Origin of the sequence: Massilia sp. HP4 (genome assembly GCF_005222695.1) — a bacterium.
GTDB lineage: Bacteria > Pseudomonadota > Gammaproteobacteria > Burkholderiales > Burkholderiaceae_D > Telluria.
In genome coordinates this window covers 249,724-265,306 of the sequence record NZ_STGG01000041.1, presented here as the reverse complement: position 1 = coordinate 265,306, position 15,583 = coordinate 249,724, and the positions used below count along the sequence as shown (strand labels likewise).

The window sequence follows — 15,583 nt, the reverse complement described above, 5'->3', positions numbered from 1 at the left end:
CGGCACCACCTCAGGAGCCACGCGCCGTCGCCCCGGCCAGCGGCGCCGCACGGTTTGGTGTAAGTGGATCGTTACGCAGCAGGTGGCTGATGCCCATCGTCAGCAGCGGCGCCGCCAGCGCCAGGTACGAGCTCTCGATATCATAGGGGTCACCGGCGAGGAACCAGCCGATGGTCGCCATCACCGATAGCAACACGCCGAGGAAGGCCCCGCGCGGGGTGCCGAAGCGCGGCGCATAGAAAGCCATCAGCGCCAGCACGGCCAGTGTCGCGCGCAGTGCCTTGCCGAGGAAGGCAATCAACAGGAGCTCTTCGGCGGCCAGCGTCAGCCGGCCTGTGAGCCGGGCGGCACGCCTTCCTTAACGATGCATCTGGTAGGCGCGGCAATTCAGTTGCGGATCGCCCCCTTTGTCAGCACGTCCAAGACGATCTGCTCGCGCAGACATAGCGAAAGCCCGTTGTTCGCGAACTTAGCCGCCAGGTCTGCCGCGGCGTTTGCTCGGTCTTGAAACTGGTGTCTCCAAAATGCGAGGCCGCGTAGTGCGAAGTCAACATCGGCTCGGCTGACCGGATTGCCGGTATTGCGGCAACGATAGCACCCGACTAGCCATCTCTAAGAACTCGTAGCCATGTTCGTCTAGGTTAGCAGATAGCATCGCGAACAGTTCTCTATAGCCCGCTGTAGCGCGGTGGTGCAAGCAGCGGCACGTCGGCCACCTCGTTGAGTTGACGGGCAAGCGCCGAGACCACTGGATCGCTAGGCCACTCCTGCTCGGCGCGCACACACGCGGCACTCCCCGCGCTTGGCGCGCCGGATCGTCGATGCAGCAACCGGCAACCTTCCGGTCGAACCGCTGCGGCGCCAAGTCGAGCAATTTATGAATCGACGGAAGCTCCCGTTGCCATACCAGTCCGCAGGCGTGGCGCCGGCATGGCCAGCGATCAAGGTTGCTAATCGCGCGCATGCCCCGAGCACGGCCGACTGCTCTACCTCGCTGCGCGCGAGTTCGGTCAACACCGTGACGTCGGCACGAGCTAAGGCCTTTCCGATACCGCTGTCTCTCCAGCCGCCCGATGGCGGGCTGGATCGTAGACGAGGCCTCTACTTCTGCCGAAATAATATGCCTTCGTGGACTTATGGGATTGCTCTTGGTACGCTTGAGTCTGACCTGCGAAAAGTTTCACAAATTCAGAGGCTTAGCCCTGCCGTTGATAATCGAGTGGAGTGAGGTTTCTTATAGGAAATTCGCTGTCCGCTGGTTGGAAAGGGCTTGCTTCGGTCATCTTCCGCGCCCCCGAGGCCAGCCCGCGCACCCACCAGTTGGTGGCGGAAGCGGTGCTGGAAGCGGGTTTTCCGCCCGGCGTCCTCAATTTCGTGACCAATGCGCCGGCCGACTCGCCGCAGGCGATCGATGCGCTGATTGCACACCCGGCGGTACGCCGCATCAATTTCACCGGCTCGACCCGCGTCGGCCGCATCATTGCCCAGAAAGCGGCGACCCAGCTGAAGCGCTGCCTGCTCGAACTGGGCGGCAAGGCGCCGCTGGTCGTGCTCGACGACGCCAACCTCGAGGCGGCGGTGGAAGCAGCCACCTTCGGTGCCTTCCTTTACCAGGGCCAGATCTGCATGTCGACCGAGCGCATCGTGGTCGACGAAAAGGTGGCTGACGAATTCGTCGCCAGGTTTGCCCAGCGTGCCGGTGCGCTGCCGGCCGGCAACCCGGCAGAGAATCCATCCTGCGTGATCGCCCGATGGTGAGCGGCGCCAACGGCGCCCGCCTGAATGCCCTGATCGAAGACGCGGTCGCCAAGGGCGCCGTGATCGTCACCGGCGGTTACGCCCGCGGTGCCGTCATGCCGGCCACCATCCTCGACCGCGTCACGCCCGAGATGGACATCTACGACGAAGAGACCTTCGGCCCCGTCACCACCGTGGTACGCGTGCAGGGCGCAGACCAGGCGGTCAGGGTGGCAAACGACACCGCCTACGGCCTGTCCTCCGCCGTGTTCGGCCGCGACGTGCAGCGCGCACTCCAGGTGGCGCTGCAGATCGACGCGGGCGCCTGCCACGTGAACGGCGCCACCGTGGGTAACGAAGCGCAGTCGCCCTTTGGCGGTACCAAGCAGAGCGGCTACGGCAAGTTCGATGGCCGCGCCGTAATCGACGAGTTCACCGAACTCAAGTGGATCACCATCGAGCCGGAAAACCAGTCGTATCCCATCTGATCGTCGGCCATCCCGTCGTCTACAGGGTCATCGCGGCCGCCAGCAGGACTCTCTCGACTGGCGGCCGCGCACCGTGAGGACCCGGCACAGGAGCACCATGAATACTAGCGGAACGGACAATAACATCATCATCGTCGGCGGCGGCGCCGGGGGACTGGAACTGGCTTGCAAGCTTGGCATGAAGCTGGGCCGGGAACGCGTCATGCTGGTGACCATGCCTTCTACCACATCTGAAAGCCGTCGCTGCATGAGGTCGCGGCGGGCACCATGGACATGCACAAGGAAGGCCTGCCGTACACGATGCTGGCCCACCACAACGACTTCACCTTCGTATATGGATCGTTCGCCGGACTGGATGCCGCGAAGCGCGAGATCACCGTCGCCGCCGTGCAGGCCGATTCAGGCGACGTGATCGTGCCGCAGCGCAGGCTGGGCTATGCGAAGTTGTGCATCGCGGTCGGCAGCACCTCGCACTACTTCAACACGCCCGGCGTACAGGAGAATACCATCTCGCTGAATGCTCCTGGCGACGCGGAGCGCTTCCGTCAGGAGATGCTCATGCTCATGACCTGGGCAGAGAGCCGCGCGGACGAGGGTGAGCAGACCGGAGTCGACGTCATCATCATCGGCGGCGGCGCCACCGGCGTCGAGCTGGCCGCGGAGCTGCGTGAAGCGAGCAACAAGTACATCGACTACGGTTTCCGCCGCCTCGATGCGACCCGAGACATCCGGATCACGCTGCTGGAAGGGTCGCCACGCATCCTGCCGCCGCTGCCCGAGCGCGTGGCCGCGACCGCCACTGCGCTGCTGGAGGAGCGCGATGTGCGCGTCATAATCGGCTGCAGGGTTGCCGAAGTCGGCCCTGGCGAGGTGGTGGACGCGGCCGGCCGGCGCTATCCATTCCAGGTGTGCGCCTGGGCCGCCGGCATCAAGGCGCCCGCGTTTCTAGCGACGCTGGGATTGCCCACCAATGCGGCGGGCCAGCTCGAAGTAAGCTCGACCTTGAACGTGATAGGCAGCGCCGACATCTACGCGCTCGGAGATTGCGCCGCCTGCACGCTGGAAGACGGCCGGCGGGTCCCGCCGCGCGCCCAGGCCGCCCACCAGCAGGCCGACTACCTGTACCGCGCCTTCCTGCGCCAACCGCGTACCGGGCAGCAAACGTCGGCGCCTTATGTATATCGCGACTACGGTTCGCTGGTCTCGCTCGGTTCGCAGACCAGCGTCGGCACCCTGATGGGTTCGCGCCAGGCCTCCGCGCATGGTTCGTGCGCGGAGGCCTGGCGCACCTCATGTACATCAGCCTGCACCTGCTCCACCACCGCGCCGTGCTGGGCTGGATGCGTACCTGCGGGCTGGCAGTGGCCCGGGCGCTGATCCGCCGGAACACCGCGCTGGTCAAGCTGCACTGAGCAGCATGCGCCCGGAGGCGCTGTCCCTGGTCGCTTTGCCTGACCGGGAAGCGTCATCCGCCGCTGGACCACCCGACAGGGGCCGTTCGGGTGACATCGGATACGAAGCATATTCATGCGCCAGCAGGGCGTTGCCGTCATCTCCGGGCAGTGCTGGCCGGTCGGGCGCCCTGGCCGGCGCATTGCTGTCGCATACGCTGCTGCAGCACGCCGCGCTGTTGGCGGCGCCCAACTACTTCTGGATGGCCGCCTGTATCGGACTGGTGTGAGCAGGGGGCATGGCGACCCAGCGGGTCCTGAAGTAGCGGTTCAGTGCGTCGGCTGCGCCGGGAGATGGCAGAGGTCTGGCGCTGGCGGAGTAGTGATTTGCTATGCGAACATTCCGTACATCCTGCCGAAGAAGATGGCGGCTGGGAGGGCCACGATCGTGAATGCAAGGAGTGCTTCGGAAAGGAAGAAGACGAATCCGGCGGCCGCAAGCGCCGCCGCCCATTGCAGGAGCGCAGGCGAGGCCATTTGCGGCATGGCGGCAGTGGCGATCAGTATCGCCACCGCCGCGACGAGGCTGGTGCTGAGGCGGAAGGCGAGGCTGGTGCGCGTCATGGCGGGTCGGGGTGCTGGACCTCGGGTCTGGGATGTCATGGTGATCTTCTGGGGAGCGGAACTCTGGTCAGGGTTTCGGTGTCTGAAACTTCGTAAGCAGGTAAGACGCAGCATTATTGAAGTGCTCTTCCATTCCGCAAAAACCAAGCGGAAGAACTAGAGATTATGAATGCGCTCAACCAAACAGCTGCTCGCAAACTTACATGTGAAAGACGGCTCGCAACCAGCCTCCTCGCGACGCATACTGCGCTACCCGTGGAGAGTCTGGCGGCAACGTCAGGCACTACCACCGGCGTTTTGCCGGTCGTAGGCGGGAAAGTCACGCCTGCCAGATACGAGCACGGTCAATAAGACGGTTCGGGGCAGGAAGAGAACGCTGAGCACATTTGTTCACGTTTTTGATAGCAGTGTATGGCGCTAGTGTGCCGCCATGACGTCCGGAGATAAAGAGGCAGGCAAGAGACAGACTGTCTCTGGCCGAAGGACATTGGGACCGACGAGTGGACCGCCAGTTGAATGCGGCAAGTCGGGTGGCATCGCGAGTCGTAGTGCCGCTGCGCGCCAAATGTGCGAGCACCGCAGAAAATCAATGGAGGTACGCTAATCGCTATGAGGAGCTGCAATGTAGAACGATCTGGACGAGACGAGTGGGATGGCGCAGGCACCACTCCCGACGCTGACGCATGCGCCGGACCATTGCAAGGATGTGGGTATCGACCAATGCCCGGCCATTCCTGCTTATGTCGATACTCTGCTACATGGCTTGATAGCGGACGAATCTTGACAATCGTCTCCCAGTAAGACGAGATCGACCATCCCTTTCTGCCAACAGGCCGTCGTTTCCGCATTGCCAGTATCCAGGCGCCGCATGGCTCTCCTGCCCTGGCAGGCGAGCGCTCAATCGATCGCAAGTTCTCCGATCAGGTTCCGCAACCACTGGTTCCCGGGTTCCTTGTTGAACTTGGCATGCCAGAACTGGTTCACGTCGAATTCCGGTATGGGAATCGGGTGGGGCAGGAAGGTCAGTCCGAAGGGAACGACGTTCTCTCGAACATACCGTTCCGGGATCGTTGCGATCAGGTCGGTGCGTGCCAGGATGTGGCCGAGGGCGTTGAAGTGCGGCACGCTCAGTCGGACATTCCGCTTGACTCCCCTGCGCTGGATAGTGTCATCGGCAATGGCATGGCCAGTGCCTCCTGCAACCACGACCACGTGCTGCGCGCCTTCGAAATCTTCCAGCGTCATCGCGCCCCTGTCGAGCGGATGCCCCTGGCGCAGGACGCAGACGTAGCGCTGGCGGAACAGCAGGCGCTGGAAAAAGCCGCCCTTCAGCTGTGGCAGCAGGCCGATCGCGATGTCGACGCGGCCCGCTTCCAGGTCGTCTGCCAGGTTGTCGCTCGTGTTGCGTACAGTGCTGATGGTCACGCCAGGCGCTATTTCGCCAAGACGGCTCATCAGCTTCGGGAGGAAATGGATCTCGCCAAGGTCCGTCATGGCGATCGTGAACCTGCGTGTGCTGGATGCGGGGTCGAATTCCAGCTCCCTGTCCAAGGTGTCGCGGATCGAGGCAAGCGCAGAGGCGATTGGCTCCGCAAGCAAATTGGCGTAAGGCGTCGGTTCCATCCCACGCGCCGTGCGCAGGAAGAGCTCGTCGCCGAGCATCTTGCGCAGCCGGCTCAGCGCGTTGCTAACGGCCGGCGCCGTCAGGCCCAGGTTTTCCGCCACCAGCGCGACACGCCGCTCCTTGTACAACTGCAGGAAAACCACCAGCAGATTGAGGTCGATATCTCTCAGGCTCAGCATCTACATTCACAAAATCTAATTAGTGAGTTCACGAAATTTTATTCTTTTATTTTAGTCTGAATCATATACTTTCCTCCAGCACGAAATAACAGATATTCGGAGACAGTATGAAGCTGCACATCCAGCCGCTCGACCGGGTGGTGTCCGCCACTGCCGGCGCCAACCTGCTGGCAACCCTGCGGAAACACGGTGTACCCATTTCCTACAGCTGCACCGCCGGCCGTTGCGGCACCTGCCGCTGCAAGGTCGTCGAAGGCAGCGTCTCCGACGAAGTCAGCCCGGGCAACGCGAACACCGCGGAAGGCGGCCGGTTCATCCTGGCCTGCACCAGCACTCTGACCGGCGACTGCACCATCGAAATCCCCGAGTCCGACGAGGTCATCAATCATCCGGCCCGGATCCTCAAGACCACCATCACAGCGGTCGAGCAGGTCACCCACGACATCCGCCGCCTGCGCCTGCGCTCGGCCAAGCCGCTCGAGTTCTCGCCCGGCCAGTACGCCACCCTGCAGTTTACCGCGGACCATATCCGACCCTATTCGATGGCTGGCCTGCCGGGCGACGACGAACTGGAATTCCACGTCCGCATCGTCAAGGACGGCCTGGTCAGCGGCTACGTCGAGCGCGAACTCAAGGCAGGCGACACGGTGCGCGTCAGCGGGCCGCTTGGCACCTCCTACCTGCGAACCCGCCACGAAGGCCCGATGCTGTGCGTGGCCGGCGGGACTGGCCTGGCGCCGGTGCTGTCGATCGTGCGCGGCGCGCTCGAATCCGGCATGCAGAACGAGATTCACCTGTACTTCGGCGTGCGCAGCCGGCGCGACATCTACTGCACCCGCGAACTGGAACGGCTGGCGGAGCGCCACCGCAACCTGAACGTGCACATCGTCGTTGCCGAAGGCGATGGAGATGCTTCGATGCGCAGCGGGATCGTCACCGAAGCGGTGGCGCAGGACTGGAGCTCGCTCGCAGGCTGGCGTGCCTACCTGTGCGGAGCGCCACCGATGGTGGATGCTGCATCCATCGTTGCCCGCGACCGGGGCATTTCGGCCGAACACATCTACGCCGACGCGTTCTACGCGAAAGCGGCTTGACCCAAGGAGAAGGAAATGGAGATGCAAGGAAGTCAAACACTGTCCGCACAGGACAGCGCCAAGGACGCCGTGAAGGAGCAGCGCGCCGAGTTCTACTGCCGCATCAGCGGCAACCACCTGACTCCACTGTGGGAAGTGCTGGGCGCCCTGGTGCCGAAGTCGCCGAAGTCGCCTGCCGTACCGGCGCTGTGGCGCTACGCCGACGTGCGCGAACAGGTGATGGAGGCCGGCCGCCTCATCACGGCGGAAGAGGCCGAGCGCCGCGTGCTGATCCTGGAAAATCCGGCGATGCGCGGCAATTCGTCGATCACGCAGTCGCTGTACGCCGGCCTGCAGCTGATCCTGCCGGGTGAAGTGGCGCCAGCCCACCGCCACAGCCAGTCCGCGCTGCGCCTGGTGCTCGATGGCGAGGGCGCCTATACCGCCGTCGACGGCGAGCGCACCACCATGCGCCGTGGCGACTTCATCATTACGCCGTCCTGGACCTGGCATGACCACGGCAACCTCGGCAGCGAGCCGGTGGTCTGGCTCGACGGCCTCGATATCCCGACCCTGCGCTTCTTCGACGCCGGCTTCGCCGAGCACGGCAGCGCCGCCTCGCAGCAGGCCGCGCGCCCCGAGGGTGATGCGCTGGCCCGCTATGGCCATAACCTGGTGCCGGTGGACCTGAAGCAGGCGCCGTCCGACCCGACTAAGGTGTTCGTCTATCCGTTCGCGGAAACGAAGGAAGCGCTCGAGGGCATCGCCCGGACCGAGGCCGATGCGCACTTCGGCCACAAGCTGCGTTACGTGAACCCCGCCACGGGCGCATCGCCGATGCCGACCATCGGCGCCTTCGCCCAGTTGCTCCCGGAAGGTTTCGTCAGCAAGCCCTACCGCAGCACCGACTCAACCGTCTATGTCTGCCTGGAAGGCAAGGGCAGCGCCCAGGTCGGCGGGGAAGACTATGCCTTTGGTCCGAACGACATCTTCGTCGTGCCTTCCTGGCACGAGCTGCGCCTGCGGGCCGAGGCGAAAACGATCCTGTTCAGCTTCTCGGATCGCCCGATGCAACAGGCGCTCGGCCTGTGGCGCGAAGAAAAAATGCAGTAATTCCACTGGAGAACAAGATGAAATACGCAATAGCACCCGCACCCGTCTACACCCTGCCGGTCGCCGGCAGCGCCGAGCAGTTCCCCGTTAACCGCATCTTCTGCGTCGGCCGCAACTACGCCGCCCATGCCCGCGAGATGGGCAAGGACCCTGACCGCGATCCGCCGTTCTTCTTCATGAAGCCGGCCAATGCGACCATCGCGGCCGGTAGCGAAGAGGTGACGATACCGTATCCGCCGAAGACCGCGAACTTCCACCATGAGATCGAACTGGTGGTCGCGATCGGCAAGGGCGGCGCCAACATTCCGGTAGAGCAGGCGCTCGACCATGTCTATGGCTACGCAGTCGGCCTCGACATGACCCGTCGCGACATCCAGCTCGAGGCGCGCGACAAGGGCCGTCCATGGGAGTTCGGCAAGTCCTTCGCCAAGTCGGCGCCGATCGGCCCGATCCACCGCGGCGCCGAGGTCGGCCACGTGAGCGAAGGCGAGATCGCGGTGACGGTGAATGGCGAAGAGCGCCAACGTTCCGACGTGTCCAAGCTGATCTGGTCGGTGGCCGAATCGATCGCCTACCTGTCCGAATACGAAACCCTCGAGCCGGGCGACATCATTATGACCGGCACTCCGGAAGGCGTGAACGCGGTCAAGCCGGGCGACCTGATGGTCGGTTCGGTTGCCGGTCTCGGCGAGATCCGCGTGCGGGTCGCCGGATAACAGGCTCTACTCAATCAAGGAGACAGACATGGGAGACACCCCCGTCGTATTCCCCATCCGCCCGGTGTGGGAATCCAAGGAGAGCAGCAGCAGGATTCCGTTCTCGGTGTATACCGACGAGCAGATCTACAGGCGCGAACTGGAACGCCTGTTCTACCACGGCCACTGGTGCTACGTCGGCCTCGAGGCCGAGATTCCGAACGCGGGCGACTTCAAGCGCACGGTGGTCGGCGAGCGCTCGGTGATCATGGTGCGTGGCAATGAAGGCGAGATCAACGTGGTAGAGAACGTGTGCGCCCACCGCGGCATGCAGTTCTGCCGCGAGCGCCACGGCAACCGCAAGGAATTCGTGTGCCCCTATCACCAGTGGAATTACAAGCTCAACGGTGACCTGCAGGGCGTGCCGTTCCGCCGCGGCGTCAAGCAGGACGGCAAGGTCAACGGCGGCATGCCGAAGGAATTCGACACCAAGGATCATGGGCTTACCAAGCTGAAGGTGGCCGTGCGCGGCGGCGTCGTGTTCGCCTCCTTCGACCACGAGGTCGAGCCGCTCGAGGATTACCTGGGCCCGGACATGCTGGGCTATTTCGACCGTTTGTTCAACGGCCGCAAGCTGACGATCCTGGGCTACAACCGCCAGCGCATTCCGGGCAACTGGAAGCTGATGCAGGAAAACATCAAGGATCCATACCACCCGGGCCTGCTGCACACCTGGTTCGTCACCTACGGCCTCTGGCGCGCGGACAACAAGTCCGAACTGAAGATGGACGCCCACCATCGCCATGCGGCGATGATCTCGACCCGCAGCCAGCAGGCCGCGACCAGCGAGGTTACCGCCGGCGTCACCAGTTTCAAGTCATCGATGGAAGTGCAGGACAAGCGCCTGCTCGACATCGTGCCCGAGGACTGGTGGGGCGGCCCGACCGCGGTGATGATGACCGTGTTCCCGAGCGTGATCTTCCAGCAGCAGGTCAACAGCGTGTCGACCCGCCACATCCAGCCAAACGGCAAGGGCTCCTTCGATTTCGTCTGGACCCACTTCGGTTTCGAGGACGATACCGAGGAGATGACGCAGCGCCGCCTGGTGCAGGCCAACCTGTTCGGCCCGGCCGGCTTCGTCTCTGCCGACGACGGCGAAGTGATCGAGCTGTCGCAGTACGGCTTCGAACAGAAGCCGTTCCACCGCGCGGTGGCGGAACTCGGTGGCCATGGCGTCGAGAATACCGACCACATGGTGACCGAAACCCTGATCCGCGGGATGTACAGCTACTGGCGCAAGGTGATGGAGGACTGATCAATGAATTCCCACGACGATATCCAGGCCTACCTGGCGCTGGTCCAGCTGAACGCCGACTATGCTTCGGCGATCGATGCCGCGGACTGGGACCGCTGGGTCGGTTTCTTCCTCGAGGACTGCGAATACAAGGTCCAGCCGCGCGAGAACCATGAACGCGGCTTCCCGCTGGCGACGCTGTCCCTGCTCAGCCGCCGCATGCTGCAGGACCGGGCCTACGGCATCAGGGAAACCCTGTTCCACGACCCCTACTACCAGCGCCACGTGGTCGGCCTGCCGCGCATCCTGCGCCGCGACGGCGACATGATCGAGGCCGAGTCGAACTATGCGGTGTTCCGCACGAAGCTGAGCCAGGAAACCACGGTGTTCAACGTTGGCCGCTATCTCGACCGCGTACGCATCACCGCGGACGGCATGAAGTTCGCATCGCGGCTGTGCATCTATGACACCGAAATGATTCCGAATTCGCTGATTTACCCGATTTGAGGCAAGACATGGAAAACAACTGGCTGGACGTCGGCGCGCTCGAGGACGTGCCAGAAGAGGACGTGATCGGCGTCGCGGCGGCAGGCAAGGACCTGGCGCTGTACAGCGTCGAAGGGCAGGTCTACGCGACCGACAATATCTGCACCCACGGCCATGCGCGCCTGTGCGATGGCTTCCTGGAGGGCTTCGAGATCGAGTGCCCGCTTCATCAGGGCAAGTTCGACATTCGCGACGGCCGCCCGATGTGCGAACCCGTCACCGATGCAGTGCGCACCTATCCGGTGAAAATCGATAGCGGGAGGGTGTTCGTCGACGTCGGTTGAGGCCTGGCGTCGGATGGCAGGGTCCGCCGGGCCCTGCGTTTTCAGTTTTTCCGGCATGCGCAAGGCAGCACGAGACTACATGCGCACGCATCAATCATCAGGAGACAACCATGTCCGGTACCGTCAAGGTCGACGTGCAGCAACTGATCGACTCCGGCCGCTTTTCGCGTCACCAGTTTCTGATCGCTTTTCTTTGTTTCGTCATCATCGCCATCGACGGGTTCGATACGGCGATCATCGGCTTCATCGCGCCTTCGCTGCGCACCCAGTGGCAGCTGCTGCCGCAACAGCTCGCGCCTTTGATGGCGGCTGGCCTGGTGGGCCTGGCCGTCGGATCCTTCATCGCCGGCCCCCTCGGCGACCGCATCGGCAGGAAAATCATCCTGGTGCTGTCGGTGTTCTTCTTCGGTATCTGGAGCCTGGCCTCGGCTTATACCGATTCGCTGTTCATGCTCACCTTCTTCCGCTTCCTCACCGGCCTGGGCCTTGGCGGCGCGATGCCGAACGCGATCACGCTCACCTCCGAGTACTCGCCCCAGCGCATCAAGTCGAAGGTCGTCACCATCATGTTTTGCGGCTTCACGCTCGGCTCCGGCCTGGGCGGGGTGCTGGCGGCCCACGTGATCCCCGAATATGGCTGGCGCAGCGTGCTGCTGCTGGGCGGCTATGTGCCGATCGCCTGCGCGCTGCTGCTCCTGTTCGTGCTCCCGGAATCGGTGCGCTTCCTGGTGCTGCGCAAGCCGGACAGCCCGCAGATCGCCGCCATCCTGCGTCGCATCGCGCCGCAGGCAAAGCTCGACGGTGCCCGCTTCGTGCTGCCCGAAGCGCCGGCCGCCGCTGGCCGTTCCCCGGTGGCGCAGCTGTTCGCCAAGCCGCTCGGATCCGGCACGCTCGGCCTGTGGGCGGCCTTCTTCATGAGCCTCCTGATCGTCTACCTGCTGACCAACTGGCTGCCGATCCTCTTCAAGGACGCCGGGTTCCCGCTCGCCAAGGCGGCGCTGGTCGCTGCCATGTACCAGGTGGGCGGCACGGTCGGCGCCGTCGCGCTTGGCTGGGCCATGGACAGGTTCAATCCCTACCGCGTGCTCGGCACGTCCTACCTGGCGGCCATCGGCTTCATTGTGCTGATCGGTTTCTACTACACCGACCTGCTGGTGCTCAACCTCGCGGTCGCCGGCGTGGGCTTTTGCGTCAGCGGTTCGCAGGTGGGCGCCAATGCCCTGGCCGCGGCCTTCTACCCGACCAGCAACCGCGTGACCGGCGTCAGCTGGGCACTGGGAATCGGTCGTTGTGGCGCCATCCTCGGCTCGCTGCTCGGCGGCGCGCTGCTCGGCGCCGGGTTGGGCTTCTCGACCATCATCCTCTTGCTGGCGCTACCCGCATTGCTGGCATCGCTCGCGATCTTCGCCATGAACGCCCGCTATGGCAGTTCCGCTGCCGGACGGGCGAAGATCGCGCCGACCACCCGACTTTCCGCCACTGACTGAAACGACATGAAACTCTACAGCTTCTTCAACAGCTCCACCTCCTACCGCGTGCGCATCGCGCTGGCGCTCAAGGGCCTGCCCTACGACCATGTGGCCGTCAACCTGCGCGTCGGCGAGCAGGGCAAGGAGGATTACCGCGCACTGAGCCCGGTCGGCATCGTGCCGGTGCTGGTCGACGGCGATACCAGCCTGACCCAGTCGCTCGCCATCATCGACTATCTCGACGGCCGTTACCCGGAAGCGCGCCTGATCCCGGACCAGCCACTGCTGCGGGCCCGGGTGCTGGAGATCGCCCAGACCATCGCCTGCGAGATCCACCCGATCACCAATATCCGGGTGCTGAAATACCTGAGCGTCGAGCTTGGCGTGAATGACGACGACAAGAACGCGTGGTACAGGCATTGGGTCGACGAAGGCCTGGTCGCGATCGAGCAGTTGCTGGCCAGGCTGCCGGCGGGGCCTTTTTGCGCCGGCGACCAGCCGACCCTGGCCGACTGCTGCCTCGTGCCGCAGGTGGCGAACGCGATGCGGATGGGATGCGACCTGACGCGCTTCCCTCGAATCCTCGCGATCTACGAGCACTGCATCGCGCAACCCGCCTTCATCCAGGCGGCTCCGGCCAGTCAGCCGGACTACATCGCTTGACCCGCCGGTTGACCGGACTGTTCAAGCCGGCCAAGCTGTCGGTACGCTGACGCCGGCGTGCTGGTTCGATTCCGCAATCGCGTGCCCGCGAGCGGGCACGGTCACCTTGGGGAGGCAACACCATGTTCTGCGAGACTGAAGCTGGCCTGCTGTTGTCCGACCGTTTCACGCGCGTCGCGACGCCGGACCTGTGCCAGGCCACGCCTGCCATCGAGGGGCTGCAGGGGCCGTTCCTCGCCCGGCAGAAAGGCGCGGGCGCTGCACGCGAGCCGGTGCGGGTACGTGCCGCGGATTGCGGCAGGGTGGCGGTATCCACCTTTCGCTTCGGGACGAACATCGACATCGAGCCGAGGGGGCTGGAGGGCGCCATCCTGGTCACCACTGCCGTGCACGGCAAGGCTGGCATGGCGGCAGCTGGCCGTACCCTCGGGGCGGCATCGGGAGTCTCCTTCATTTCGCACGAAGAGGACCGGCCCACTTTCCTCTACGAACCGGACACCGAGGTGCTGAAACTGCGTTTCGAGCGCCGCCGCGTCGAGGAGATGTGCGTGCGGATGTACGACAGCGTCCCCGATACGCCCCTGCATTTCGAGGGCGTCATGGCGCAGCCGGCCGCGGTCCAGCGTTGGGGTGCCTTGCTGCGCTTCGTCGTTTCCTCGCTCAATGCCGCCGACGCCGCACAGCCGTGCCGGCTCGAGACCGCCAGCATGGAAGAACTCCTGATGCTGACCCTGCTCGGGATCCAGCCGCACAACTACCATGGCGGCGCAGGCCGGATCAGGTCCGTCACGCCTCGCCAGTTCAGAATGGCGGTGGACTACATCAACGCCCGCCTCGATGCCGACATCACGCTGTTGGAAATTGCCGCAGCCGCCGGTTGCAGCATTCGCTCGCTGGCGCGCGCTTTCCAGCAATCCTGCGGCACGAGCCCGATGCAGTATGTACAGAAGCTGCGCCTGCAGCGAATCAGGGCGGAACTGGTGCGCTCCGCCTCGGGCAAGACCATCGCCGACATCGCTCTCCATTGGGGCTACCGCCACCTGGGCGAATTCAATCGCAAGTACCGTGCCTCATTTGGCGAAACCCCATCCGAGACGCGCCAGCGCCACCTGTCTCAGTTCTGAGAACCTGCCGGGATAGGTTCCAGGAACCTCAAAACATGGCCGAATCCGGCCATTGTTCGCGCCTTTCCTGCCATTCCGGGCCCGCGAGCGCCACCCAGGACGCCCAAATGCGGACAATATCCTCGCTGTAGAACGCACGAATTCATTCATCATTTCACGAGGGTAAACCGATGAAAACCAAGGCTGCCGTTGCATGGCGTGCTGGCGCACCGCTGACGATCGAAGAAGTCGACCTGCAAGGACCACGCGCTGGCGAAGTGCTGGTCGAACTAAAGGCCACCGGTATTTGCCATACCGATTACTATACGCTGTCCGGCGCGGACCCCGAGGGGCTGTTCCCGGCCATCCTGGGACATGAGGGAGCCGGCGTCGTCGTCGACGTGGGGCCCGGCGTCACCACGCTCGGGAAGGACGACCACGTCATCCCGCTGTACACCCCGGAATGCCGGCAGTGCAAGTTCTGCCTCTCGCAGAAAACCAATCTGTGCCAGGCAATCCGCTCGACCCAGGGTCGCGGTCTGATGCCGGATGCGACCAGCCGCTTCTCGCTGGACGGCAAGCCCCTGTTCCACTACATGGGCACGTCGACCTTCTCCAATTACATCGTCGTGCCCGAGATCGCCCTGGCGAAGATCCGTAACGATGCGCCGTTCGACAAGGTCTGCTATATCGGCTGCGGCGTGACGACCGGTGTCGGCGCCGTGCTGTTCTCGGCGAAAGTCGAGGCGGGCGCCAACGTCGTGGTGTTCGGCCTCGGCGGCATCGGCCTGAACGTGATCCAGGCGGCCAGGATGGTCGGGGCCCACAAGATCATCGGTGTCGACATCAATCCCGCCCGCCAGGAAATGGCGCGCAAGTTCGGCATGACGCACTTCGTCAGTCCGAATGAAGTGGACAACGTGGTCGACGCGATCGTCCAGATCACCGACGGTGGCGCGGACTACAGTTTTGAGTGCATCGGCAACACCACCACCATGCGCCAGGCCCTCGAATGCACGCACAAGGGCTGGGGCAAGTCCTTCATCATCGGCGTGGCCGCTGCCGGTGAAGAAATCGCGACCCGCCCGTTCCAGCTGGTGACCGGACGCGAATGGCGCGGTTCGGCCTTCGGCGGCGCTCGCGGCCGTACCGATGTGCCGAAGATCGTCGACTGGTACATGGAAGGCAAGCTGAACATCGACGACCTGATCACCCACCGCCTGCCGCTCGAGCGCATCAACGAAGGCTTCGACCTGATGAAGAGCGGCGAGTCGATCCGTTCGGTCGTGCTGTACTGAGG

General features: G+C 64.0%; 15 protein-coding genes and 1 pseudogene. 13 read left to right on the top strand and 3 right to left on the bottom strand.

What is annotated here, in order from left to right; all coding sequences use genetic code 11:
• Window positions 1-10 precede the first annotated feature (10 nt).
• Window positions 11-301, bottom strand: coding sequence for a hypothetical protein (locus E8M83_RS15120; protein WP_137174160.1), 291 nt, complete (start codon window positions 299-301; stop codon window positions 11-13).
• Window positions 302-1,275: 974 nt separating this feature from the next.
• Here E8M83_RS15120 and E8M83_RS15115 point away from each other — a divergent pair.
• The 3 genes and pseudogenes from E8M83_RS15115 to E8M83_RS25980 form a co-directional block, all read left to right on the top strand.
• Window positions 1,276-2,225: pseudogene (locus E8M83_RS15115) on the top strand (aldehyde dehydrogenase family protein); the annotation flags it as partial.
• Window positions 2,226-2,492: 267 nt separating this feature from the next.
• Window positions 2,493-3,602, top strand: coding sequence for an NAD(P)/FAD-dependent oxidoreductase (locus E8M83_RS15110; protein WP_373995052.1), 1,110 nt, complete (start codon window positions 2,493-2,495; stop codon window positions 3,600-3,602).
• Window positions 3,603-3,768: 166 nt separating this feature from the next.
• Window positions 3,769-3,906 (top strand): hypothetical protein, encoded by a 138-nt coding sequence (locus E8M83_RS25980; RefSeq protein WP_170976818.1) that lies wholly within the window; start codon window positions 3,769-3,771, stop codon window positions 3,904-3,906.
• A 100-nt stretch (window positions 3,907-4,006) separates the two neighbouring features.
• On the opposite strand, the gene E8M83_RS15105 is transcribed toward E8M83_RS25980, so the two are convergent.
• Entirely contained in the window at window positions 4,007-4,240 is a 234-nt protein-coding gene (locus E8M83_RS15105; RefSeq protein ID WP_137174159.1) for a hypothetical protein, read from the bottom strand.
• 897 nt (window positions 4,241-5,137) lie between these two features.
• Window positions 5,138-6,040 carry a LysR family transcriptional regulator gene (locus tag E8M83_RS15100; RefSeq protein WP_137174367.1) on the bottom strand — a complete coding sequence of 301 codons (903 nt, stop codon included), beginning with the start codon at window positions 6,038-6,040 and terminating at the stop codon, window positions 5,138-5,140.
• Between the two features lie 110 nt (window positions 6,041-6,150).
• Here E8M83_RS15100 and E8M83_RS15095 point away from each other — a divergent pair, with 110 nt between their 5' ends.
• The 10 genes from E8M83_RS15095 to E8M83_RS15050 all read left to right on the top strand — a co-directional run bounded on the left by E8M83_RS15095 (window position 6,151) and on the right by E8M83_RS15050 (window position 15,581).
• The gene (locus E8M83_RS15095) at window positions 6,151-7,137 is read left to right on the top strand and encodes a 2Fe-2S iron-sulfur cluster-binding protein (RefSeq protein WP_137174158.1); all 987 of its coding nucleotides are present in this window, start codon (window positions 6,151-6,153) and stop codon (window positions 7,135-7,137) included.
• Between the two features lie 21 nt (window positions 7,138-7,158).
• Window positions 7,159-8,229, top strand: coding sequence for a gentisate 1,2-dioxygenase (gtdA, locus tag E8M83_RS15090; protein ID WP_137174157.1), 1,071 nt, complete (start codon window positions 7,159-7,161; stop codon window positions 8,227-8,229).
• A gap of 17 nt (window positions 8,230-8,246) precedes the next feature.
• Window positions 8,247-8,945, top strand: coding sequence for a fumarylacetoacetate hydrolase family protein (locus E8M83_RS15085; RefSeq protein WP_137174156.1), 699 nt, complete (start codon window positions 8,247-8,249; stop codon window positions 8,943-8,945).
• A gap of 28 nt (window positions 8,946-8,973) precedes the next feature.
• Entirely contained in the window at window positions 8,974-10,239 is a 1,266-nt protein-coding gene (locus E8M83_RS15080) for an aromatic ring-hydroxylating dioxygenase subunit alpha (protein ID WP_137174155.1), read from the top strand.
• A 3-nt stretch (window positions 10,240-10,242) separates the two neighbouring features.
• Complete coding sequence (locus E8M83_RS15075; protein WP_137174154.1) at window positions 10,243-10,725, top strand: aromatic-ring-hydroxylating dioxygenase subunit beta; 483 nt, start codon at window positions 10,243-10,245, stop codon at window positions 10,723-10,725.
• Between the two features lie 8 nt (window positions 10,726-10,733).
• On the top strand, window positions 10,734-11,048 hold the full coding sequence (locus tag E8M83_RS15070) for a non-heme iron oxygenase ferredoxin subunit (protein ID WP_137174153.1): 315 nt from the start codon (window positions 10,734-10,736) through the stop codon (window positions 11,046-11,048).
• Window positions 11,049-11,158: 110 nt separating this feature from the next.
• Window positions 11,159-12,535, top strand: coding sequence for an MFS transporter (locus E8M83_RS15065; protein ID WP_137174152.1), 1,377 nt, complete (start codon window positions 11,159-11,161; stop codon window positions 12,533-12,535).
• A 6-nt stretch (window positions 12,536-12,541) separates the two neighbouring features.
• Complete coding sequence (gene maiA, locus E8M83_RS15060; RefSeq protein ID WP_137174151.1) at window positions 12,542-13,180, top strand: maleylacetoacetate isomerase; 639 nt, start codon at window positions 12,542-12,544, stop codon at window positions 13,178-13,180.
• 122 nt (window positions 13,181-13,302) lie between these two features.
• Complete coding sequence (locus E8M83_RS15055; protein ID WP_137174150.1) at window positions 13,303-14,304, top strand: AraC family transcriptional regulator; 1,002 nt, start codon at window positions 13,303-13,305, stop codon at window positions 14,302-14,304.
• 170 nt (window positions 14,305-14,474) lie between these two features.
• Window positions 14,475-15,581, top strand: coding sequence for an S-(hydroxymethyl)glutathione dehydrogenase/class III alcohol dehydrogenase (locus E8M83_RS15050; protein ID WP_137174149.1), 1,107 nt, complete (start codon window positions 14,475-14,477; stop codon window positions 15,579-15,581).
• The last annotated feature ends 2 nt before the right edge of the window (window positions 15,582-15,583 follow it).